Here is a 22,001-nt window from a genome sequence, read left to right as displayed (position 1 = left end):
GCCCCGGCGGCCGGCCCCGCCACTCGTCGTCATCGGAGCGATCAGGCGGGACCGGGCCTGCGGTGGAAGTGTCAGGGGCCGGTGACAGGATGGGCCGTATGACCAACCACCTGGACGCGTCGCACGACCACGTCGAGCTCAAGTCGGCGCGCGGCCGGTGGATCCTCGGCACGACCGTGCTCGGGTCCGGTCTGGCGCTGCTCGACAGCACCGTGGTCAACGTGGCGCTGCCCTTCCTGGGCCGCGAGCTCGACGCGGGCATGGCCGGCCTGCAGTGGACGATCAACGCCTACACGCTCACGCTCGCGGGGCTCATCCTGCTCGGCGGCTCGCTCGGCGACCGCTACGGTCGGCGCACCGTCTTCCTGATCGGCACCGTCTGGTTCGCGGTCGCCTCCGCCCTGTGCGGGCTGGCGCCGAACATCGAGTTCCTCATCGCCGCCCGCGCCCTCCAGGGCATCGGCGGGGCGCTGCTGACGCCGGGGTCGCTGGCGATCATCCAGGCGTCGTTCGTCCGGCACGACCGGCCGAGGGCCGTGGGGGTGTGGTCCGGGCTCGGCGGCGTGGCCAGCGCGATCGGGCCGCTGCTGGGCGGCTGGCTGGTGCAGACGGCCGGATGGCGGTGGGCGTTCCTGATCAACCTGCCGTTCGCGGCGCTGATCGTCTTCGTCACTCTGCGGCACGTGCCGGAGAGCAGGGACGAGCAGGCGGCCGGGCGCTTCGACGTGCTCGGCGCGGCGCTGGCGGCGCTGGCGCTGGCCGGGATCACCTACGGGCTGATCGGGAAAGGCGCGTGGCTGCCGCTGCTGGCGGGGGCGGCGGCCGGGGCGGCGTTCGTGGTGGTCGAGATCCGCAGGTCGCCTGACGCGCTGGTCCCGGTGGGGATGTTCCGCGACCGCGTCTTCACCGCCGTCAACGTGGTGACGCTGATCATGTACGCGGCCATGGGCGTGGTGTTCTTCCTGCTGGTGGTGCAGCTCCAGGTGGTCTCCGGGTTCTCGCCCATCGCCGCCGGGCTGTCGATGCTGCCGACCACGATCCTGATGATGCTGCTGTCGGCCCGGGCCGGCGAGCTGGCCAAACGCCTGGGCCCGCGCTGGCCCATGACGCTCGGCATCCTGGTGGCGGGCTGCGGGTTCCTGGCGATGAGCACGATCGGGCCCGGAGCGTCCTACCCGTTCCAGGTGCTCCCTGCGGTGTTCGTGTTCGGGCTCGGCCTGTCGGCGACGGTCGCGCCGCTGACCGCGACCGTCCTCGCCACCGCCGACGAGCGCTACGCGGGCACGGCCAGCGGCGTCAACAACGCGGTGGCCCGCACCGGCAGCCTCCTGGCGGTGGCCGCGGTCCCGCCCCTGGTCGGCCTGGTGGGCGACGCGTTCGAGCAGCCGTCGGTGTTCGACGCGGGCTTCCGCATGGCCATGCTGATCAGCGCCGCGATGATGGTCGTAGCGGCCCTGATCACCTTCTTCACCATCAGAACGAACGTCCTGGCCTCCGACGATGACGACGACGACGTTGACAGCGGCAGGTCCAGCGCCAGTGACGGCCACCGCGACAGCGACGGCCGCGACGGCCGTTCCTGAGATCACGACCCCCCGGCAGACCCACCAGCCGAACCTCGACCGGTTGCGGCAGGCCCTCGGCAAGTCCATGGCAGACCCTCGGCTTGGCCCGCGACCTGGCCCCCGCGCGTTCTCGCAGCGGTGCGTGCTACGTTGGCTAGACACAACGTTGCGTCTAGATGATGGTGAGGAGCGAACACCATGACCACCACCTCCGCCCGCCAGGCCCTTGTCATCGGCGCCTCCAGAGGGCTGGGCCTTGTCCTTGTCAACGAGCTGGCTCGGCGTGGATGGAAGGTCGTCGCCACGGTTCGTGAGGGCGCTCCGGACTGGGGTGACGGCATCGAAGGTGAAACTCTGGAGATGACCAGCCCCGAACAGCTGGTCGCGTTGCGGGAACGCCTCTCCGGCCGTGAGCTCGATCTGCTCTTCGTGAACGCCGCGATCGACCGGGGCGATCTGACGATCGACGAGGTGCCGACCGGCATGTTCACCGAAGTGATGATCACCAACACCTTGAGCCCGCTACGTGCCCTCGCCGCGCTCCGCGACCTCGTCCAGCCAGGCGGGACCGTGGCGGTCATGTCGTCCGAGCAGGGCTCGATCTCGCGCAACACCGAGGGCGGCTACGAGCTCTACAAGGCCAGCAAGGCCGCGCTCAACCAGTTGATGCGCAGCTACGCGACCCGCCACGCCGACGACGGCCACACCAAGCTGCTCATCGACCCCGGCCACAACCGGACCCGGCTCGGCGGGCCGGACGCGCCTCTCGATCCTGAGGAGAGCGTCCCGGCCGTCGTGGACGTCCTCGAAGCGCAGACCGGGGCGCCCGGCCTGCAGTTCCTGGACCGCCACGGCGAGCCCGTCCCCTGGTGATCACCCCACCAGCGAGATTCGGCTCAGAAGGCGTAGGGCTGGCTGCGGACGCTGTTGTCGAAGTTGGACAGCAGGAGCTCGGGCTCGCCGACCGAGCGGATGCCGGGCAGGCGGGTGAGCAGTTCGCGGAACATCGTGCGCATCTCCTGCCTGGCCAGGTTGGCGCCGAGGCAGAAGTGGGGCCCTGGGCCGCCGAAGCCGACGTGGGGCTTGGTCTCGCGGGTGATGTCGAACGTGTCGGGGTCGGGGAAGACCGACTCGTCCCGGTTGGCGGAGCCGTAGAAGAGCACGACCTTGTCGTCCTTCTTCAGCTCCAGGCCGCGCAGCGAGTAGTCCTCGGTGACCGTGCGCCGGAACTGCATGATGGGCGACACATAGCGGACCATCTCCTCGATGGTGTTGTTGATGTGGGCGTCGAAGTCGCTCATGAGCAGCTCGCGCTGCGCCGGGTTTTCGGTGAGCAGCCTGATGCCGTGGGCCATCGTGTTTCTGGCCGTCTCGTTGCCCGCGACCAGCAGCAGGGCGAAGAACGAGCCGAGCTCCTTGTCGGTGAGCTTCTCCCCGTCGGGGTTGGCGTTGACCAGCAGCGAGACCAGGTCGCCCTTGGGCTCGGCGATGCGCTCGTGGCCGAGCTTGATGACCATGCGCTGCAGAGCGAGCAGGGCCAGCATGTTCTGGCCGGCCATCTGCACGCTGCGGGCCAGGCTGGGGCGCACGCCGGTGTAGGCGGTGGAGATGTCGACGTGCTTGTGCACCTGCTCCCGCAGCTCCTGCGGGATGTCGAGCATGTCGCAGATGACATGGATGGGCAGCCGGGCCGCCACCTGCGTGACGAAGTCGCCCGGCCCGTCCTTGATCGCGTCGTCGACGATGCGCGTGCACGCCGTCTCGATGTCGCTCTGCAGGCCGGCCAGCATCTTGGGGCTGAACGAACGGGTGACGATGCGGCGCAGGCGGGCGTGGCGGGGGTCGTCCATGTTGACCATCGACTCGCCGAACACCTGCTTCACCCAGCCGGGCGGCTCGGGGTTGGTGACGGCAGGCTCGCTGGAGAAGATCTTGGCGTTGCGGCTGGCCTCGATCACGTCCGCGTGCCGGACGAGGGCGTAGAAACCCTTGCCGGAACGGAGGAACGGCACCTTCTTCTCCGGGAAGAACACCGGATGCTCCAACTGCCGAAGCTGGGCGAACGCCTCATTACGCTCCTTGAGGCTCTTCCGCCAGAAGTTCAGATCCGCGAGGTCGATGTCCACCCGTCTATCCTGGCACGTTCCCGGGCCTCGAAAGGCCCGTAGAACCGGGCGACCCGGCCACAAGTGCCGGCCCGGCACGGATGTGGTGATCAAGGAGCCACGAGGCCTCAGGGGCGAGGTGGAGATTCGTCCGCGGACCGAGGAATGGGATGTGCATCCGGGTCTCTTGGGCCGTTCTCGTGCTGTTCAGACGTGGTTCGAGCTGACTGGTCATTACTTCCGGTATGAATGCTCTGCTCGCTGCCTGTCTGATTCTTCCCCTCGCCTCAGGCGTCTCCCCGGCCACCACCCGTGTCTGCGGCGGCCATCCGCTCGACTTCGACGGCGACGGCCGTCCCGATCTCGCCGTGGCCGCCCCGTACGACTCCGCCAGGGCCGGCTCGGTGACCGTCATGTACGGCTCCGGGGAGAAGGTGAAGCTCACCCAGGAAGGCGCCGAGCCGGGTGACTCGTTCGGGTCCGCGCTGGCCGTCGGGGACTTCAACGGCGACCGGTGTGCCGACCTGGCGGTGGGGGTGTCGGAGGAGTTCGTGGGCGAGCGGGTGCCGGGCGGCGACGGCAACGGGGTCGTGCAGATCTTCGACGGCTCCCCCGGCGGGCTCGTGGCCGGCGCGGAGCTGGCCTTGGCGAAGCCGTCCAGCGACCGGTTCGGGGCGGCGCTGGCGGCGGGCGACCTTGACGGGGACGGCAAGGACGAGCTGGTCGTGGGCGCGCCGAGCCATCGGTCGGGCGGGGCGGTGACCGTGTACTGGATGAAGGGCCGCAAGCCGTACCAGATCACGCAGAAGACGTCGTGGGTACGGCAGGCGGCGGCCGTCACCGACCAGTGGGGCGCGTCGCTGGCGACCGGGGACTTCGACGGTGACGGAAGGGACGAGCTGGTGGTCGGGGCGCCGGCCGACAGCGTGACGATGGACGGGCAGGGCTCGGCCACCGTGATCGACGTGCGCGGCCGGCGGGCCCGGCTGCTGACGCAGAGCACGCCGGGGATCAAGGGAGCCTCCGAGAAGTGGGACAACTTCGGGACCGCCCTCGCGACCGGCGACTTCAACGGCGACGGCGAGGACGACCTGGCCATCGGCGTGCCCGGCGAGGGGCTGAGCGCCAACCAGCGGGCGATGGACTACGGCGACGGCACGGTGGACGTGCTGTACGGCTCGTCCGGCGGGCTCAGGACCGACAGGACCGAGGCGTGGTCGCAGAACTCGCTCGACGGCAAGCCGCGCTACTACGACCGGTTCGGGGCGTCGCTGGCCGCCGGGGACTTCAACGGCGACGGCAACGACGAGCTGGCCATCGGCGTGCCGGGTGAGAAGGCCGTCCAGGTGCTGGCCGGGCGGTCGGCGGGCGGGCTGACGCGGGTGGGGAACCTGCTGGTGAAGGGCAAGGGGCGGGACTTCGGCGCCCAGGTGACCGCCCTGCCGGGCTGGGAGCGGTACCGGTCGTTGTCGGCCAAGAGGCCCGCGCTGGACGGGCTGGTGGTGGCGGCGCCGGATCAGGGGCTCGTCATGTACGCTCCCGGACGGCGCCGGTCCGGGCTGGAGCTGGGCAAGGTACGCCCGCTCAGCGAGGGCACCGGCCTGTACGGCTACGCTTTCGGCTGAGATGCACCGCCGCGTGCGGGCAGGATGATCCGGAACAGGGCGCCCTTGCCTGGTTCGCTCTCGGCGACGACGATCCCGCCGTGCGCCTCCACCAGCGTGGCCGCGATCGACAGCCCCAGCCCCGACCCGCCCGCCGCACGCGCCGGATCCGCCCGGTAGAAGCGTTCGAACACCCGCTCCGCCACCTCCTCCGCGAACCCGGGCCCCTCGTCGGCCACCTCCACCACGGCCCGGTCGCCGTCCACGCCCACGCGCACCTGGAACGCGGTGCCGGGCGGGGTGTGGGTGAGCGCGTTGGCGACGAGGTTGTTGATCACCTGGGCCAGGCGCGGCTCGTCGCCGGTCACGACGACGTCGCCCTCGCCGCCGAAGAGCCGGACCAGCTCGATCCTCCGGTCGGGGGCGAGCGTCTGGGCGTCGATCACGGCGGTGGCGGCCAGGCTGAGCAGGTCAACGGGCCCGGTCGCCAGTTCGCGCCGCTGGTCGAGCCGGGCCAGCAGCAGCATGTCCTCCACCAGCAGCCCCATCCGGGCCGCCTGCCCCTCGATGCGGCCGAGCAGCCGTACCGCCTCGGCCAGCTCCTTCTCCTCCCCCAGCCGGAACAGCTCCGCGAACCCCCTGATCGAGGTCAGCGGCGTGCGCAGCTCGTGCGAGGCGTCGGCCATGAACCGGCGCATCACCTCCTCGGAACGCCTGGCGGCGGTGGCGGACGCGCGCGCCGACTCGGCGGCCTCCTCCCGCTCGCGCGCCGCCACCTCGATCTGGGCCAGCATGGCGTTGAGCGAGCGGCCGAGCTTGCCGACCTCGGTGGTGCCGGCCCAGAGCGGCACGCGGCGCGACAGGTCGCCGCCGGCGATGTCCTTCGCGGTACGCGCGATCTCGCCCAGCGGGCGCAGGCTCCTGCGTACCAGCCAGAAGCAGGCGAACCCGAGCACGACCAGCGTGCCGCCGCCGGCCGCCGCCACGATCAGGACGAGCTGGGAGACCGTGGCGTCCACGTCGCCGAGGCTGATGGCCGTCATCCGGGTCAGGCCGCCGCGCGTCGGCACGGCGACGACCCGCCAGCTGGGGCCGTCCGCGCCGCGCGACTCCACCGTGAACGGGCGTCCCCGCATGGCGAGCACGTCGGCGGCGGTGAGGCGGGGCAGGTCGGGGGTGTTCGTCTCGGTGGACTCGCTGATGATCCGGACCACGTCGCCGCCCGGGCTGAGCACGACGCCGTGGAACAGGCCGAAGAAGCGCTGTGTGCGCCCGTCGGGACGCGGTTCGGCCGGCGGGGGCGGGTCCCGCGGCAGCGCGGCCACGCGGAGTTGCTGGTCGACGCGCTCGACGAGGTAACTGCGCAGCAGCCGTACGGCGAACAGGCCGGTCAGCGTGATGGCGAGGGTGACCAGCAGGAGGGTCGCCGACACCAGCCGCAGCCACAGCGGCGCCCGGGAGAGCTGTCTCCTGAGCCGCATGTGCGCGGACGACCGCTTGCCAGGGCGCGGGTGCGCGGACGACTGCTTGCTCATAGGCGCGGCGGGCGCAGGATGTAGCCGACCCCGCGCAGCGTGTGCAGGTATTTGCGGTCGCCGGTGTCGACCTTGCGGCGCAGGTACGACACGTACGACTCCACGAGACCGACGTCGGTGCGCCAGTCGCCGTTCCAGACATGGTCGAGGATCTGGGTCTTCGACAGCACCCGGCCGGTGTTGAGCATGAAGTACCGCAGCAGCCTGAACTCCGTCGGCGACAGCCGTACGGGGACGCCGTCGCGCCACGCCTCGTGGGTCTCCTCGTCCAGCTCCAGGTCGGCGACCCGGATCCGGTTCGGCGGCGGCGTGCCGCGCCGCGTTCTGCGCAGCACGGCCCTGATCCTGGCGATGACCTCCTCCAGGCTGAACGGCTTGGTCACGTAGTCCTCACCGAGGCCCAGCCCGGCGATCCTGTCCTCCGGCGTGTCCTTGGCGGTCACGAACAGCACCGGGACCCGCCGGCCGCGCGAGTGCAGCCGGCCTGCCACGGTCATGCCGTCGAGGTCGGGCAGCATCACGTCGAGCATCACCAGGTCGGGCGAGCTCTCCTCGGCCACCCGCAGCGCCTCCTTGCCGTCGGCGGCGGTCAGCACCTCGAACCCGGCCATGCGCAGGCTGGCCGAGAACAGCTCCCTGATGTTGGGTTCGTCGTCGACCACCAGCAGCCTGGCCTCGGGTGCGTTCATCGCGGGCCTCCTCCCTGGGGGCGCTGGAAGCCCTGGCCGCCCTCGCTGATCGAGTCGGCGGTGACAGCTCCGTCGGCGCCCTTCTGGCCGCGTACCACGATCGTGCTGCCCTGCTTGAGGTCGGTGACCTTGGCCGGCTGGGAGATCCGCACGGTGGTCTGGTCGGTGGTGTTCACCGTGACGGTGGCGCCGTCCGCGGTCTTGACGTAGACCTTGCCGCCCTCGACCTTCTCCACGGTGCCGGCGGTGCCTCCCCCGCCACCGCCGCCCATGCGCTGCCGTCCGCCGGGCTGCTGGCCCGAGCCCGGCTGACCTGAGCCAGGCTGGCCCGCGCCCGGCTGGCCCGCGCCGAAGCGCTGCGCGCCCGCCTGGGCCGCGGCGCCGGCGGAGCCGAACAGGTTCTGCGCCTGGATGCCGACGAGGATCCCGGCCACCAGCACCACCCCGGCGCCCAGCGCCATCGTGAGCTTCGACGGGCCCCTGACGGGCCGGACGGCGAGCTCCTCCCGCAGGTCGCCGGGGAACGGCGAGGAGTCCAGGTGGGACATGTCCTTCTCCTTACTCGTGGCGCAAGGCCTGGATCGGCCTGAGCTTGGCCGCCCGGTTGGCGGGATAACTGCCGAAGAACAGCCCGATCCCCAACGAGACGCCCAGCGCCAGCACGACCGACGACGGCACCAGGACCGGCTCGATGCCGGCCACGCTGAACCTGGTCCCGACGAACGCCACCAGCACCCCGGACAGCCCGCCCACCAGGCTCAGCAGCGTGGCCTCCATCAGGAACTGGCCCAGGATCGCGCTCCTGGGCGCCCCGATGGCCTTGCGGATGCCGATCTCGCGGGTGCGCTCGGTGACCGTCACGAGCATGATGTTCGTGATGCCGATGCCGCCGACCAGCAGCGAGATCGCGGCGACGGCGCCGAGCAGCACGGTGAAGGTGCCGGTCGCCTCACTGACGGTCTCCTGCAACGTGGCCTGGTTGAGTATGCGGTAGTCGGGATTGTCGTTCGTGATGCCGTGTCGTTGGTTGAGGATAGCCGTGACCTCGGCCTGGGCCGTCGTGGTGGTGCCGGCTCCGGTGGCCTGCACGACGATCTGGCCGAGCGGGCCGAACCCGCTCAAACTCTGCTGTACGGCCGGCAACGGCGCGATGGCCACGTCGTCGGCGTCCTGCATGCCGGTGGAGCCCGACGCCTTCAGCACGCCGACCACCGTGAACGGCACCCCGGACACGCTGATCCGCCCGCCGATCGGGTCGGCGTCGCCGAAGAGCTCCTCGGCCACGGTCCGGCCGAGCACCACGACCTTCCTGGCGGCCAGGACGTCGTCGTTGAAGAAGTAGGTGCCCTGGGCCACGGGCTTGTTCACGGCCTCGAAGTAGCTGGGGTACGTGCCGACGAACTGCCCGATCGCGTGACTGGCGGCCCCGTACGCGGCGGTGGCCGAGGGGGCGTTGACGACCGGCGAGACGCTCTTGACCGACGGGGCGAGCGTCCTGTCCGTCAGCGCCTTGGCGTCGGCGAGGCTGAGCTGCCTGGCCTGGGTGCGCGGCCCGGTGTTCCCGCCGTCGGCCGGCCCCCGTACGCCCCCGCCGCCTCCGCCACCGCCGCCACCACCACCGCCGCCCGAGAAGGACGGGGAGATCGTGAGCGTGTTCGCGCCGAGGCGCTGGATGTTCTGCTGGATGCTGCGTGACGAACCCTCGCCGACGGCGACCAGCATGATGACCGCGGCCACCCCGATGAGGATGCCGAGCGTGGTCAACGCGCTGCGCAGCTTGTTGGCCAGCAGGCCGCGCAGGGCGAAACGGAGGATCTCGATCCGGTTCACGCGGCGCCCTCGCCCTGCGGCAGCCGCGGCGGCGGGCCGTCCACCGGCGCCTGTCTGCGGTCCTCGACGACCTCGCCGTCCACCAGCCTGATCACCCGCTTGGCGTGCGCGGCCACGTCGTCCTCGTGCGTGATCAGCACGATCGTGCGGCCGGACGCGCTGAGCCGGTCCATGATCTCCAGGACGTCGCGGGTGGAGGCGGTGTCGAGGTTGCCGGTCGGCTCGTCGGCCAGCAGCAGCGCGGGGGCGGTGACCAGCGCTCTGGCCACGGCGACGCGCTGCTGCTGGCCGCCGGAGAGCTGGTTCGGCTCGTGGTGCACGCGGTCGGCCAGGCCGACCTGCTCCAGCGCGGCCAGGGCCCGCGCGCGCCGCGCGGCCAGGGCGACGCCGCCGTACACGAGGGGCAGTTCGACGTTGGCCAGCGCGCTCATGCGGGGGATCAGGTTGAACGACTGGAAGACGAAGCCGACTCTGCGGTTGCGCAGGACGGCGAGCTGGTGCTCGTCGAGGCGGCCCGCGTCGGCGCCGTCGATCAGGTACGTGCCCGAGGTCGGGACGTCGAGGCAGCCGAGGATGTTCATCAGCGTGGACTTGCCCGAGCCGGACGCGCCCATGACGGCCACGTAGTCGCCCCGCTCGACGTCCAGGCTGACGCCGCGCAGGGCGCGCACCCGGGCGTCGCCCTCGCCGTACTCCTTGACGAGGTCGCGTACGCGCAGCACGGGGACGGGCGCGGTCTCCTCCTGGACGGTCATCGCCTGCCTCCGCCCGGCACGCCCCCGCCACCGGGGAACCCGGCACCGCCGCCGAACTGGCGCTGCCCGCCTGTCGTGCCGTTCGCGGGCGCCGGGGGCACGATCAGGTCGCCTTCCGACACGCCCGACCTGATCTCCGTCAGCGTCGTGCCCCGCACGCCGACCTCGACCGCGACTCTGCTCTGACGGCCGTCGCGGAGCACGGTGACCGTGCTGCGTCCGCCGCTGGTGGACACCGCCGTCGAGGGGACGGTGACGACGTCGTCGGCCCGGCCCACCACGACCTCGACGGTGGCGGTCTGGCCCAGCCTGACCTGGTCGGGGACCTCGCCGAACGTGACCGTGACCGGGTAGCGCACCACGTTGTCGCTGGTCGAGGCGACGGGCTGAATCTGGGTGACCTTGCCCGCGGCCGTCACGCCGGGCAGCGCGTCGAACGTGATCGTGGCCTCCTGGCCCTGCTTGAGCCGGCCGACGTCCGACTCGGTGAAGGTGCCCACGAGGCGCAGCCTGGTGGTGTCGGCCAGCTCGACGAAACCGCCGCCGGACGTCGTGCCCTGTCCTGAGCTCGTACCGCCTGACCCGGAGCCCGAGCTCGATGCTGAGTTTGATTCTGAACCGTCGCCTGAGCCTGCGCTCGTGCCGCCGACCGAGCCGTTCACCGCCGTGATCGTGCCCTTGAACGGGGCCTTCAGCACGGTGGCTGCGACCGTGCGTCGCGCCTCCCTGTAGGCGTTGCGGGCCTTGACGAAGGCGGCGTAGAGCCGGGCGGTGTCCGTCCCGTCGTCGAGGGCGCTGTCGTACGCGGCCTTGGCCGCCGACAGGCTCTCCTGGGCGGCGGTGTCGTCCAGCCTGGCGAGCAGGTCGTCCTTGGCCACCTTGTCGCCGGGCTTGACGTAGATCTTCGCCACGGTTCCGCTCGTACCGAACGAGAGCGCCCTGGACCGGGAGCTTTCGACCGCGCCCGAGGCGGACACCGAGGCGGTCACCGAGCCGCGGGAGGCGGTCACCGTCCGCACGGCGCTCTCCCCCGACGCCTGGCCCGCGCCGAGCTGGGCGTAGGCGAGCCCGGCGCCGCCCAGGAGGAGCACCGTGAGCACTCCGTTGGTAATCAGCGCTCTGCGCCTGATCGACACCTTCACGGCGGTGACCCTTGCACACGAGGCTGCGCCGCAGCCGCGAGCAGCCTGAACGTTCGCTGACAAGCCGGCGTCCCGCGCGGGCACTCAGGCAACTCTGAGGGTCCTGACAGCTCGGCGCGATCCTGCTGGGCCAGGATGTCCCCTCATGAGACCGACTTTCGCGCTGGGCGGGCTCGCCCTGGCCGTGCTCGTGGCCGGGTCCGGCCTGGCACTGGCTCTGCGCGACGACACCCCGCCCGCCGTCCAGGTACGGCTGGCCGCCGCCCAGCGCGGGCAGGTCACGGCCGCGGTGAGCGCGGCGGGTGACACCGTGGACGGCTCGCGCCGGGACCTGGCGTTCGGCTCTTCGGGGACGCTGACGAAGGTGTACGTGAAGGTCGGGGCGAAGGTGAAGAAGGGCCAGGTGCTGGCCAGGATCGACGGGCGGGCGGCGCGGGAGGCGTACGAGGCGGCCAAGGCCGATGTGGCGGCGGCCGAGGAGTCCAGGGACGAGGCCGCGTCCGCCCCCTCGACTGGCGGCGGCGACCGGGCCCCCGCGACCTGCGTGCCCACGACCGGCCCCGGGAAGAAGGCTTCGACGCCCGCGAGCACGGGCCGAGCGACACCGGTCCCCACGGGCGCGACGCCCGTCCCGACGAACAGCCCATCGGACAGCCCGGCGGGAGTGCTGGTGGACACCGCGTTGGGGGGCGGCAGCGGGGGTTACGGGCCCGAGGAGCCTTATGGGGAGAAGACGGATCCTGGTACGGGCGAGGCACGCGGCAGAAGCCCGCGACCCACGCGCACGCCGACCCCTACGCCGACGTCCACCCCGACGTCCACCCCGACGTCCACCCCGACGTCCAGGCCCACGTCCGGCCCCACGGAGCCCGAGCCCCGGCCCACGGTGACGGTCACCGTGACCGCGACCGAGACCGTCACGGCCACCGTGACGGCGACCGTCACCGCCAGGCCGACCGGCGGCTCATCGGACGGCGGCACCGGCGGGATCGAGCAGCCAGGAAGCCACCCCTCCACGACCGCCACCCCACCCGACCGACCCGCCACCAGCACGCCCACCAGCGCCAAGCCGTCCACCAAGAAGCCCATGGCCACCGGCAAGCCCACAGGCGGCGCGAAGCCGTCGGCGAGCGGCAAGCCCACGGGCGGCGGCAAGCCGACCTCCGGCACCGGCCACCCCTCCCAGGGTTCCTGCGGCGGGACCGCCGGCACGGGAACCGGCAGCACCACCAAGGCCGCAGGAACCACGGGCACAGGCGGCACTGGCACAGGCGGTACGGAGACCGGCACCAAGGGCACCACCAGCGCTGACGCTAAGGACGCCACCGGTGGTGAGGGCGGCGTGGGGTCGCAAGCTGCCGGCGGGCTCAGTGCGGAGCAGGCAGCGGCGGACGTGGAGCGCGCCGAAGCCGCGCTCCAGCAGGCGGCCGACGCCGTACGGGCGACCAGGATCGTGGCCCCGGCGGCGGGCACGGTCCTGTCGGTCGCGGGCGGACCCGGCGACCGGGCGGGCACCGGCACCTTCATCAGCCTTGGGGACCTCGACGAGCTGCAGGTCCAGGCCATGGTCACCGAGTCCGACGTGGGCCGGCTCAAGCTCGGCCAGCGGGCCGTGGTCACGCTGGCCACACGCGGTGACGAGCGCCACGAGGGGACGGTGACGGCCATCGCGCCCACCGCGACCGTCGACGGCCGGCTCGTCCGCTACCCGGTGACGGTCGCTTTCGACGAGCCGCCGGCCGGGCTCATGCTCGGCCAGACCGCGTCGGTGACGATCACGACGGGCCAGGCCAGGGACACGATCTACGTCCCCGCCGCGGCGGTGCGCAGCCGCTCCGACGGCACGCAGGTGGTCACCGTACGGTCCGGCGGGCGGGACGCGTCCAGGGTGGTGCGGACCGGGGTGCGCGGCGACCAGTACGTGGAGGTCGTCTCGGGCCTGGGCGAGAGCGACCAGGTGGTCCTGTCGGGCGGCACGCCGGGCGAGTTCCCCGACGGGAGCTGGCCCGGCGCATGAACCGGCCGGTCCGGACGGCGACCACCCGCCCGCCCGGGCCGGCCTCTCTCCCGGCCGGACTCCGCCCCACCTGCCATCCGGAGTCCGGCCGGGCCTCACCACATCCCCGAAGCGCCCGCCAAGGGCCAGGAAGAACCTCGGAAGGGCCTCGGAGGGTCTCGGAAGCGGTTGAGCAAACCCTCAGCATCCTCCCAGCCGACGTTCAGCCCGTGCGGGGTGGGGCGGCCTGGGCCGCGGCGGCGGTGGTGTCACTGGTGGACGGGATCGTGATCCGGTGGGACGTCTTGGCACGGGCGCCCCTGCGGGAGATGTAATCCAGGGTCCTGAAATCCACCGACAACTCGTCCTGGGTCAGCCGCGCCATCAGATACCCGCGCCGCTGATCGATGTACGAGATGTGCGGATTCTCCTGAAGTGCCTCCGAGATCCACGTCCGGTCCCGGTACCCGTCCCCGTCGCTCGCGATCGACGACGCCACCAGTTCCCTGGCCACCACCGGCGAGTCCGGGTCGTCGAAGTCGGGCTTGAGCTCGGCCAGGTGGTGCATGTGCGCGTCCCCGGTCAGCACCACCGGGTTGGGGGTACGCGCCAGCGAGCCCAGCAGCCGGGTGCGTTCGGCCGCGTAGCCGTCCCAGGAGTCGAGGTTCACCTCGCGCCCGGGCCCGACCTTGAAGTCCCGCTGCGCCATCAGGATCTGCTGACCGAGCAGGTTCCAGCGGGTGGTGGAGCCGTTGAGGCCGCTCTCCAGCCAGCGCCACTGGCCGGCGCCGAGGAGTGTGCGCCCGTCGGAGAGCCGTTCGTCGCAGCCCGCCCGCACGCCGTCGAGGCAGGCCTGGTCGTCGCGGAACTGCCGGGTGTCGAGCAGGTGGAAGCGGGCCAGCGTGCCCCAGGAGACGCGCCGGTTCACACGGAGCACCGCGCCCTGGAGGCTGCCCTTTCGCAGCGGCATGTTCTCGTAGTACGCACGGAACGCCTGCGCCCGGCGCTGCTCGAACCCCTGGGCGCCGGTGCTGGAGACGGGCCCGGCCCAGTTGTTCTCCACCTCGTGGTCGTCGAACGACACCAGCCACGGCGCCACCGCGTGCGCGGCCTGGAGGTCGGGGTCGCTCTTGTACTGGGCGTGCCGCAGCCGATAGTCGGCGAGCGTGCGGCACTTGCCGGGGCTGTGGGTGCGGACGCGGCCGGCCAGGGCGGTGTAGCCGCTGGGGCCGTACTCGTACATGTAGTCGCCGAGGAAGACCACCAGGTCGGGCTCCTGCTCGGCCAGGCGGCGGTAGGCGGTGTAGTAGCCGTGCTCGTAGTGCGCGCACGCGGCCACGGCGAACGTGAGCGGAGTCTCCCCCACCGGCGTCGTCCTGGTGCGGCCGGCCGGTGAGAGGCGGCCCTGGCTTCTGAACCGGTAGAAGTAGTCGCGCCCCGGCCGCAGCCCCTTCAGCTCCACGTGGACGCTGTGGGCGTCGCGCGCCCTGGCGGTGGCCGTACCGGATTCGACGATCTTGGAGAAGCGCTCGTCGGTGGCGACCTGCCAGTCCACCTCGACGTCGCGGGAGGGCATGCCGCCGCGGCCGTCCCCGCTCATCGGGTCGGTGGCGAGCCTGGTCCACAGGACGAAGCCGTCGGCCGAGGGGTCGCCCGAGGCCACGCCGAGCGTGAACGGGTCGGATCTGAGTGTCCTGGACGAGGAGGCCGCGGCGGCCGCCGCCGGAGCGGCGGGCTGCGGGAGGAGGAGGCCGGCTGTCGCCGCTGTCAGGAAGGCTCTGCGGTCCACGTCATCAGGTATCGCCGCCCGCGCTGACTCCGCCGTGACAACGGAGTCAAGCGTGGGTGAACAGCATCGGTCCGGTCGTTCCATCCGCAAAATGGACAGAGCAGGACAAAGATCAGTGGACGGGGCCCGGCACGTCGGGGAGTGCGGCGCGCAGGGCGGTGGCGTCGGTGAAGTGCACGCCGGTCATGCCCGCCCGCCGCGCGCCTTCGACGTTCTCCTCCCGGTCGTCGATGAAGACGATCTCGGACGGATCGGCCCCGAGTCCGGCGGCCAGCCGGTCGTAGATCGCCCGGTCGGGCTTGACCAGCCCCATCCTGCCGCTGTAGAAGCGGTGCCCGATCGCGGCGATCCAGGGCAGCTCGTCGAGGCCGTCACCGACGCAGATCGGCGCGTTCGACAGCAGCGCCACGTCGCGGCCGGCCGCGAGCAGGTCGTCGAGCAGCGCGACCGTGCCCTCGTCTGGGTAGGCCCAGCTCGCCACGTCCCTGGCGACCAGCCGGGCGACCTCGGTCGTGGTGGCGGGCCTGCCCAGGACGGCCGACCAGTAAGCGTGCGGGCTCAGGCCGCCCCGGTCGAACTCCAGGCGGTGCTCCCAGTAGCCGAGCTTGAACGGGCCCGGCTCGGCGCCCACGGCCCGCGCCATCGCGTCGGCGTCGGACTCGGGCTGGGGCAGGGACAGGACACCGCCGTAGTCGAAGACAATCCACGTCATGCCACGAATGGTCGCAGATACGGGTCGAGCGCCGGGCAGCCTAGGTATTTCTCGGCGGTGTGGAAGTCGATCCAGTCGAGGTTGACCAGCTCTTCGACGTCCACGCCGGTGAAGCTGGCGGCCAGGGCGGGCGGGATGGCCGCGATGTCGTCCTTGTCGGCGATGTTCACCCAGCGCCCGACCCCTCGGGGCCGCTCGCCGCGGCCGTTGACGGGGGCGGGCAGGAGGCGCTCGAAGACGACGTTGCGCATGCCCAGCGGGCTGCCGAGGGTGATGAGCAGGTCGACCTTGAGGTCGGGGTTCGCCCACAGGGCCTCGTACGTCACCACGCTGCCGAGCGAGTGGGCGATGACCACCTTGGGCCGGTTTCGCCGGATGACCTCGGCCACGGCCTTCCGGGACTTCTCCCGCTTGGCCGCGTCGGTGAGGTAGGCGGCGACCTCCGGCGCGAACAGCTTGGCGAACGCCGCCGACCTGCCGTCCAGCCGGTCCAGCAGCCAGCCGGTGGCCGACTTGAGCACGCCGGTGACGTGCTCGCCCACGCCGAGGTTGCGCGCCCAGCCGATGACCACCTGCTGGGCCTGCAGCTCCATGGCGGCGGCCGCCCGGCGCGGCACCGCCGTGTCCGCCCCGTCGACGGGGCCGTCCTCACCGTCGTGCAGCAGGTGGGAGAAGTAGGCGATCTCGGCGAAGTACGCCCGCGCCTCCCCGCCGAGCGCGGCGTGCAGGTAGCGGTCCCACTTGCGCCGCATCACCTCGGCCGCGCCCGTGGCGGACCGGCCGGCCTGGAGGTAATAGTTGTACTTGCCGATCCCGTGAACGCCGACGATGACCGTCATCCGCGCCTCCCCAACCCCGTGATCCTCTCGCGCGATATTGGCATACGCCGCTTGCACCCGGCCGTCAACCAGGTTCCGGCGGGAGAAAACCACTGGGGGCGGCATAGGCCGTCCCGATACGGTGACATGTCACTGCAGAACGCTCGTTACGCGAACAGGAGCTCCACCCATGCCCGGCCCGCTGGTCGTCAACGACTCGATCGTCATCCCCGACATCGAGCTCGTCTGGCGCTTCTCCCGTTCCTCAGGTCCGGGCGGCCAGGGCGTCAACACCACCGACAGCCGGGTGGAGCTGACCTTCGACGTGGCCGCGACGACCGCGCTGCCCCCGGCGCTCAAGGCGCGGGCGATCGAGCGGCTGGGCTCCGGCACGATCACGATCGCCGCCTCCGAATACCGCTCCCAGCTGCGCAACCGGGAGGCCGCCCGGCACCGCCTGGCGCAGCGGCTGCGCGAGGCCGTGGCCCCGCCGCCCAAGCGCCGCCGGGCCACCAAGCCCAGCAGGGGCGCCGTCGAGCGGCGGATCAAGTCCAAGAAGCACCGCTCCGACGTCAAGCGCCTGCGCCGCGACCCCTGAGCTTTCAGGGGATGAGGCGGGGCAGGCGGGTGACGAGAGCGGCGAGATAGCCCGCCACGGCCTGCGGGATCAGATTCCTGGCGTGCAGCTCCGAGCGGGCCAGGGGAACGTGCTCCACCTCGTACAGCCCGTACGCCGGGTCCTCGAACTCCGGCCCGTGCCGCAGCTCCGGGTCCATCGTCTTGAGCCGGCAACCGAAAACGTGCTGCGTCTTGACCTCTCCCCGCCACGGGTACGACACGCTGACCAGAGGCGTCACCGCGTACACCGTCGCGCCGAGCTCTTCCAGCAGTTCCCGGTGCAGGGTGTCCTCCAGCGAGCCGTCCTCGGGCTCGACGTGCCCGCCGGGCACGGTCCAGTAGAGCGGGCGCCCCGGCACCGTCCGCCGGAACAGGACCAGCCGCTCGTCATGATCGAGCAGGACACCACGGACACTAGGTCGCATACATCCACCCTATTTGACCGGTATGTCCTTCGGGTAGCCTAACCTACGGTACCGTAACCTGAAGGAGAAGATCATAGATGGCGATGACTCAGACGGAACTCCTCCACGAACTCGAACCCGTGGTCGCGGGAGAGCTCGACCGGCACGAGAAGATGGCCAAGGAGTGGTTCCCGCACGAGTACGTCCCGTGGAGCCAGGGCCGCGACTTCGACGGCATCTACGGCGGCGAGGCGTGGCAGGACGCCGACTCCAAGATCCCGGAAGCGGCCCGCGTGTCGCTCATCGTCAACCTCCTCACCGAGGACAACCTGCCCAGCTATCACCACGAGATCGCCACGACCTTCGGCCGTGACGGCGCCTGGGGCACGTGGGTGCACCGCTGGACGGCCGAGGAGGACCGCCACGGCACCGCCATCCGCGACTACCTCACCGTCACCCGCGCCGTCGACCCCGTGGCGCTGGAGCGGGCGCGCATGGCGCACATGGAGAGCGGGTTCGTCACCGAGTACAACACGATGCTGCAGCAGCTGGCGTACGTCTCCTTCCAGGAGCTCGCCACCCGCATCGCGCACCGCAACACCGGCCGGGCCTCCGGCGACGAGGGCTGCGAGCGGCTGCTGGCCAGGATCGCCGCCGACGAGAACCTGCACATGCTCTTCTACCGCAACCTGCTCAAGGCGGCCTTCGAGCTCGACCCCAACCAGACGATGCGCGCGGTGACCGACGTGGTCACCACCTTCCAGATGCCCGGCCAGGGCATGGACGGGTTCGCCCGCAAGGCCCTGATCATCGCCAACGAGGGCATCTACGACCTGCGGCTGCACCTCGACGACGTGCTCATGCCGGTCCTGCGCCAGTGGGCGGTGTTCGACAAGACCGGCCTCGACGCCGAGGGCGAGAAGGCGCGCGAGGAGCTGTCCTCGTTCCTGGCCAGGACCGAGGACACCGCCGCCAGGTTCGTCGAGCGCCGCGAGGAGCGCCGCGCCCGCGCCGCCGCCCGGGGCTAGCCGAACACGCCGGGCGTGCGCGCCCTCGCCCGGCGATACCGGTACGAGCCGGTCGATTCTCCCTGACACGGAACACGACCGGACAGTCGTGTCGGCGTGGGAGGATCCTGGCCCATGGACTTTCCCACCGCGGTGGTCGTCGGGATCGCCACACTGCTGACCATCATGCTGCTCGCGGTCGCGACGCAGCGGCTGCTGGATGTCAGGTTCGGCGCGCTGCGCACGTTCCTGGCCACGCTGCTCGCGTTCGTGCTCGCGCAGCCGGTGCTGGAGCCGATCCTGAGCACGATCGGCCCGATGGACGGCGGGCAGCCGCCCGACGCGGCCGCCCTGGGGCTGCTCCTGCTGGTCCTCATGTGCATGGTGCTGATCCCGATGACGGTGCTGGTGGTGGCCGAGGCGCTGGTGCCGCCCGGCTCGCTGCCGGGGCCGCTGGAGCTGGCCAGGTCCGTACGCGGCCGGCTGTCGCGGGGCCGGCGCTACTCCCAGATCACCAGGATCGCCGTCAGGCACGGCCTCGGCCCCTACCTTCGGGGGCGGGGCGAGCGGCTGGACGACCGGTCGGGCAAGCTGCGCCTGGCCGCGTCGCTGCGTGCCGCGCTCGACGACGGCGGGGTGACGTTTGTCAAGCTCGGGCAGGTGCTGTCGACCCGGCGTGACCTGCTGCCCGCCGAGTTCGTCGAGGAGCTCGGACGGCTGCAGGACCAGGTCGCCCCGGCCCCGTGGGAGCAGATCGAGCCGGTGCTGCGCGCGGAGCTGGGCGGGCCGGTGGACGAGGTGTTCGCCGCGTTCGACCGGACGCCGCTGGCCGCCGCCTCGATCGGGCAGGTGCACGCGGCCCGGCTGCGCTCCGGCGCGGACGTCGTGGTCAAGGTGCAGCGGCCCGGCATCGAGGCGGTCGTCGGCAAGGACCTGGAGATCGTCCGGCGGCTGGCCGCCACGCTGGAGAGCAGGACCCGATGGGGGCGCTCGCTCGGCCTGCGCGACCTGGCCGAAGGGTTCGCCACGGCGATCAGGGAGGAGCTGGACTTCCGGGTCGAGGCCGCGAACATGGCCGCCGTCTCCGCCTCCCGCGGTACCCCACGCGCCGCCGAGACCACCGAGAGCGCCGCCGGCCACGCCGGGACCTCCCCCGGCCACGCTGAGAGCCCAGCCGGCTCAGGCGGTCTCCTGAGCGGCTCCAGAGGCGGCGGGACGGCCGTCGCCTACCCCGCGCCGGTCGGTTCCATGTGCTCGGAGCGGGTGCTGGTCATGGAGCGCCTGTCGGGCCGGCCGATCACCACGGCGAACCAGGAAGAAGGGCCGCGCCTGGCCCGCGACCTGCTCGACTGCCTGCTGCGGCAGATCCTCGTCGAAGGCGTCTTCCACGCCGACCCGCACCCGGGCAACCTCATGCTGCTCGACGACGGCACGCTGGGCCTGCTCGACTTCGGCTCGGTCGGCCGGCTCGACGCCTCCGTACGCTCGGCGCTCCAGCGCTTCCTGCTCGCCATGAACCGCCAGGACCCGCTGGGCGTCACGGACGCGCTGCTGGAGGTGGTGCCGAGACCGGAGGAGATCGACGAGCCCGCGCTCGAACGAGCCCTCGGCCAGTTCATGGCCAGGCACCTGAGCCCCGGCATGGACAGCGCGCGGATGTTCACCGACCTGTTCACGATCGTCTCGGAATACGGCCTGTCGATCCCGCCCGAGGTGGCCGCCGTCTTCCGCGCGCTGGCCACGCTGGAGGGCACGCTGGTGCGCCTGTCGCCCGGCTTCAACCTGATCGGCGAGGCCCGCGCGTTCGCCGGCCGCCATCTCAGCGAGCAGATCACCCCCGAGACGATCAAGGAGTCGCTCACCCAGGAGCTGACCGCGCTGGTGCCGATGCTGCGCCGCCTGCCGCGCCGGGTCGAGCGGATCGCCAGTGCCGCCGAGCACGGCCGCTTCACCGTCAACGTGCGACTGCTGGCCGACGAGCGCGACCGCCGCTTCGTGACGGGGCTGCTGCACCAGGTGCTGCTCACGGTGCTGGGCGCCACGGCCGGGCTGATGGCGGTCATCCTCCTCGGCACCGAGGGCGGGACCCCGCTGGTGGGCACGACGAGCCTGCTCCACCTCATCGGCTACAACCTGCTGGTGATCTCGGCGATTCTAGGGCTGCGGGTGCTGGCGCTCGTCTTCCGCCGCCCCCGCGCCTCCGACGAACGCAGCGGCGCCCGGTAGGCGCTTCCCCAGGAGCCCCGGCAGGCGATCCCGAGGGCGCCCGGTAGGCGGATCTACCAGCGTGTCCCCACGTACGGCAAAGACTGTGCGCCTCTTGACCCGGCCGTGGTCTTGGACATCCGAGGCATCGGGCAGGTTCTCGGTAACACCGGAACCCCTTGGGAGCAGTGGGTGAAAATCATCGGGATCGCCGCCAGTCTCCACACGGGGTCATTCATCACCAGATTGTTGGACGCAGCGGGCGGTGAACTGCCGGACAGTGTCGGGTTCGACGTGTGGCGCGGGCTGGAGGAGATCCCGCCGTACCGGAGCGGGCCGGTGCCGGCCGCGGCACGCGAGCTGCTCACCCTGGTCGCGGACGGTGACGGGGTGCTGCTGACCGCTCCCGAGCACAGCCTGCTGCCGCTGGAGCTGACGTACACGCTGGACTGGATGTCGGCCAGGGACGGGCTGTCGGGCAAGCACGTGGCGGTGATGAGCGCGAGCGCGCGCGCCTGCGGGGCCATGTGGGCGCAGGCGGAGCTCTACAAGCACCTGCTGGGGGCGGGCGCCGTCGTGAGCGGGGCCGAGCTGGTGATCTCACCCGCCTGGCCGCTCTTCGGCGACGACGGCCAGCTGATCGCTCCCGACCTGCGCGACCAGGTACGCACCGTGATCCGGCGGCTGTGCCCGTCGGACGTCATGGAACCGGCGCTGTCGCTCTAGCCGGGACCGCCCTGGACCGCCCCCGTGGCCGTCACGCGTCCCAGGGCGTGCGTTTCAGCAGCCGGTCGAGCTTGATGTTCATGTCCATCGCCTCGGAGCGCAGGAAGTCGAACTCGCGCCGCCACTGCTTCCTGAACTTGTCGATCTCGATGGAGAGCTGGGCCCGCAGTTCCTCGATGAGGTCCGGGCGCTCTGTCATCGCCCTCCGCACGCTCTCGACCTCGATGCCCATCGCGGCGAACTCCTCGGTGAACTCCACCACGGCCTGGTCGATCTGGCTCTGCATCGTCGCGAGCCCCGCCTGCAGCTTCATGGACCGTTCGGCGATCTCGTGCAGGAGAATCACCTGCCGTTCGAGATCGCCACCGTGCTCCATGGTGGTCTCGAGATCCTCGACGCGAAGTTTCAAGTCGAGCAGCTCAGCCCGTACGTCCACGTCACCCCGCCCTTTGCCGGCCGTCTCCGATGCTGTCAGGACATCGTCGCAGCCTGTGAGCACCC

At 71.6% G+C, this 22,001-nt stretch carries 20 protein-coding genes; 8 read left to right on the top strand and 12 right to left on the bottom strand.

Annotated elements, in window-relative coordinates:
• The first annotated feature begins 98 nt into the window (after nucleotides 1-98).
• The gene (locus tag AB0C28_RS05705; protein WP_357840899.1) at nucleotides 99-1,583 is read left to right on the top strand and encodes an MFS transporter; all 1,485 of its coding nucleotides are present in this window, start codon (nucleotides 99-101) and stop codon (nucleotides 1,581-1,583) included.
• A 180-nt stretch (nucleotides 1,584-1,763) separates the two neighbouring features.
• Entirely contained in the window at nucleotides 1,764-2,438 is a 675-nt protein-coding gene (locus AB0C28_RS05700) for an SDR family NAD(P)-dependent oxidoreductase (RefSeq protein WP_358073206.1), read from the top strand.
• A gap of 23 nt (nucleotides 2,439-2,461) precedes the next feature.
• Here AB0C28_RS05700 and AB0C28_RS05695 read toward each other — a convergent pair whose 3' ends face one another.
• A complete protein-coding gene (locus AB0C28_RS05695) occupies nucleotides 2,462-3,691 on the bottom strand; it encodes a cytochrome P450 (protein WP_357840894.1) in 1,230 nt (409 codons plus the stop codon).
• 224 nt (nucleotides 3,692-3,915) lie between these two features.
• Between AB0C28_RS05695 and AB0C28_RS05690 the strand changes: the two genes are divergently transcribed.
• Entirely contained in the window at nucleotides 3,916-5,295 is a 1,380-nt protein-coding gene (locus AB0C28_RS05690) for an FG-GAP and VCBS repeat-containing protein (RefSeq protein WP_357840891.1), read from the top strand.
• On the opposite strand, the gene AB0C28_RS05685 is transcribed toward AB0C28_RS05690, so the two are convergent.
• Genes AB0C28_RS05685 through AB0C28_RS05660 form a run of 6 tightly spaced genes read right to left on the bottom strand, consistent with a single transcriptional unit; the run spans nucleotide 5,280 to nucleotide 11,225 of the window.
• A complete protein-coding gene (locus AB0C28_RS05685) occupies nucleotides 5,280-6,809 on the bottom strand; it encodes a HAMP domain-containing sensor histidine kinase (protein ID WP_358073205.1) in 1,530 nt (509 codons plus the stop codon). The genes AB0C28_RS05690 and AB0C28_RS05685 overlap by 16 nt on opposite strands.
• Nucleotides 6,806-7,498 carry a response regulator transcription factor gene (locus AB0C28_RS05680; protein WP_346114700.1) on the bottom strand — a complete coding sequence of 231 codons (693 nt, stop codon included), beginning with the start codon at nucleotides 7,496-7,498 and terminating at the stop codon, nucleotides 6,806-6,808. Before AB0C28_RS05680 ends, AB0C28_RS05685 begins: the two co-directional genes overlap by 4 nt.
• Nucleotides 7,495-8,046, bottom strand: coding sequence for a hypothetical protein (locus AB0C28_RS05675; protein ID WP_358073204.1), 552 nt, complete (start codon nucleotides 8,044-8,046; stop codon nucleotides 7,495-7,497). Before AB0C28_RS05675 ends, AB0C28_RS05680 begins: the two co-directional genes overlap by 4 nt.
• Nucleotides 8,047-8,056: 10 nt before the next feature.
• Nucleotides 8,057-9,328, bottom strand: coding sequence for an ABC transporter permease (locus AB0C28_RS05670; protein ID WP_358073203.1), 1,272 nt, complete (start codon nucleotides 9,326-9,328; stop codon nucleotides 8,057-8,059).
• A complete protein-coding gene (locus AB0C28_RS05665; protein WP_358073202.1) occupies nucleotides 9,325-10,083 on the bottom strand; it encodes an ABC transporter ATP-binding protein in 759 nt (252 codons plus the stop codon). The genes AB0C28_RS05670 and AB0C28_RS05665 overlap by 4 nt, the downstream gene beginning before the upstream one ends.
• Nucleotides 10,080-11,225 (bottom strand): HlyD family efflux transporter periplasmic adaptor subunit, encoded by a 1,146-nt coding sequence (locus AB0C28_RS05660; protein ID WP_358073201.1) that lies wholly within the window; start codon nucleotides 11,223-11,225, stop codon nucleotides 10,080-10,082. Before AB0C28_RS05660 ends, AB0C28_RS05665 begins: the two co-directional genes overlap by 4 nt.
• 145 nt (nucleotides 11,226-11,370) lie before the next feature.
• Between AB0C28_RS05660 and AB0C28_RS05655 the strand changes: the two genes are divergently transcribed.
• Nucleotides 11,371-13,242: an efflux RND transporter periplasmic adaptor subunit gene (locus AB0C28_RS05655; RefSeq protein ID WP_358073200.1), complete on the top strand. Its 1,872-nt coding sequence runs from the start codon at nucleotides 11,371-11,373 to the stop codon at nucleotides 13,240-13,242.
• A gap of 202 nt (nucleotides 13,243-13,444) precedes the next feature.
• Here the strand turns inward: AB0C28_RS05655 and AB0C28_RS05650 are convergent, their stop codons facing one another.
• The 3 genes from AB0C28_RS05650 to AB0C28_RS05640 all read right to left on the bottom strand — a co-directional run bounded on the left by AB0C28_RS05650 (nucleotide 13,445) and on the right by AB0C28_RS05640 (nucleotide 16,561).
• Nucleotides 13,445-15,010, bottom strand: a complete 1,566-nt coding sequence (locus tag AB0C28_RS05650; protein ID WP_357840870.1) for an alkaline phosphatase D family protein — start codon at nucleotides 15,008-15,010, stop codon at nucleotides 13,445-13,447.
• A 112-nt stretch (nucleotides 15,011-15,122) separates the two neighbouring features.
• Entirely contained in the window at nucleotides 15,123-15,722 is a 600-nt protein-coding gene (locus AB0C28_RS05645; protein ID WP_357840867.1) for an HAD family phosphatase, read from the bottom strand.
• Nucleotides 15,719-16,561, bottom strand: a complete 843-nt coding sequence (locus tag AB0C28_RS05640; RefSeq protein WP_357840863.1) for a hypothetical protein — start codon at nucleotides 16,559-16,561, stop codon at nucleotides 15,719-15,721. Before AB0C28_RS05640 ends, AB0C28_RS05645 begins: the two co-directional genes overlap by 4 nt.
• A gap of 169 nt (nucleotides 16,562-16,730) precedes the next feature.
• On the opposite strand from AB0C28_RS05640, the gene arfB reads away from it, so the two are divergent.
• The gene (arfB, locus tag AB0C28_RS05635) at nucleotides 16,731-17,138 is read left to right on the top strand and encodes an alternative ribosome rescue aminoacyl-tRNA hydrolase ArfB (protein ID WP_357840860.1); all 408 of its coding nucleotides are present in this window, start codon (nucleotides 16,731-16,733) and stop codon (nucleotides 17,136-17,138) included.
• Nucleotides 17,139-17,142: 4 nt separating this feature from the next.
• On the opposite strand, the gene AB0C28_RS05630 is transcribed toward arfB, so the two are convergent.
• Nucleotides 17,143-17,583: an NUDIX hydrolase gene (locus AB0C28_RS05630; RefSeq protein ID WP_357840857.1), complete on the bottom strand. Its 441-nt coding sequence runs from the start codon at nucleotides 17,581-17,583 to the stop codon at nucleotides 17,143-17,145.
• A gap of 77 nt (nucleotides 17,584-17,660) precedes the next feature.
• On the opposite strand from AB0C28_RS05630, the gene AB0C28_RS05625 reads away from it, so the two are divergent.
• The 3 genes from AB0C28_RS05625 to AB0C28_RS05615 all read left to right on the top strand — a co-directional run bounded on the left by AB0C28_RS05625 (nucleotide 17,661) and on the right by AB0C28_RS05615 (nucleotide 21,500).
• A complete protein-coding gene (locus AB0C28_RS05625) occupies nucleotides 17,661-18,590 on the top strand; it encodes an acyl-ACP desaturase (RefSeq protein WP_357840854.1) in 930 nt (309 codons plus the stop codon).
• A 114-nt stretch (nucleotides 18,591-18,704) separates the two neighbouring features.
• Nucleotides 18,705-20,795, top strand: a complete 2,091-nt coding sequence (locus AB0C28_RS05620; protein ID WP_358073199.1) for an AarF/UbiB family protein — start codon at nucleotides 18,705-18,707, stop codon at nucleotides 20,793-20,795.
• A 105-nt stretch (nucleotides 20,796-20,900) separates the two neighbouring features.
• The gene (locus AB0C28_RS05615; RefSeq protein ID WP_358073198.1) at nucleotides 20,901-21,500 is read left to right on the top strand and encodes an NAD(P)H-dependent oxidoreductase; all 600 of its coding nucleotides are present in this window, start codon (nucleotides 20,901-20,903) and stop codon (nucleotides 21,498-21,500) included.
• A 31-nt stretch (nucleotides 21,501-21,531) separates the two neighbouring features.
• Here the strand turns inward: AB0C28_RS05615 and AB0C28_RS05610 are convergent, their stop codons facing one another.
• Nucleotides 21,532-21,936 (bottom strand): hypothetical protein, encoded by a 405-nt coding sequence (locus AB0C28_RS05610; protein WP_357840846.1) that lies wholly within the window; start codon nucleotides 21,934-21,936, stop codon nucleotides 21,532-21,534.
• Nucleotides 21,937-22,001 lie beyond the last annotated feature (65 nt).

It is taken from the genome of Nonomuraea sp. NPDC048892, assembly GCF_040649735.1.
GTDB classification, from domain to species: Bacteria; Actinomycetota; Actinomycetes; order Streptosporangiales; family Streptosporangiaceae; genus Nonomuraea; species Nonomuraea maheshkhaliensis.
Note: the sequence above shows the minus strand (reverse complement) of the source record. Positions and strands in the feature narration are given on the sequence as shown.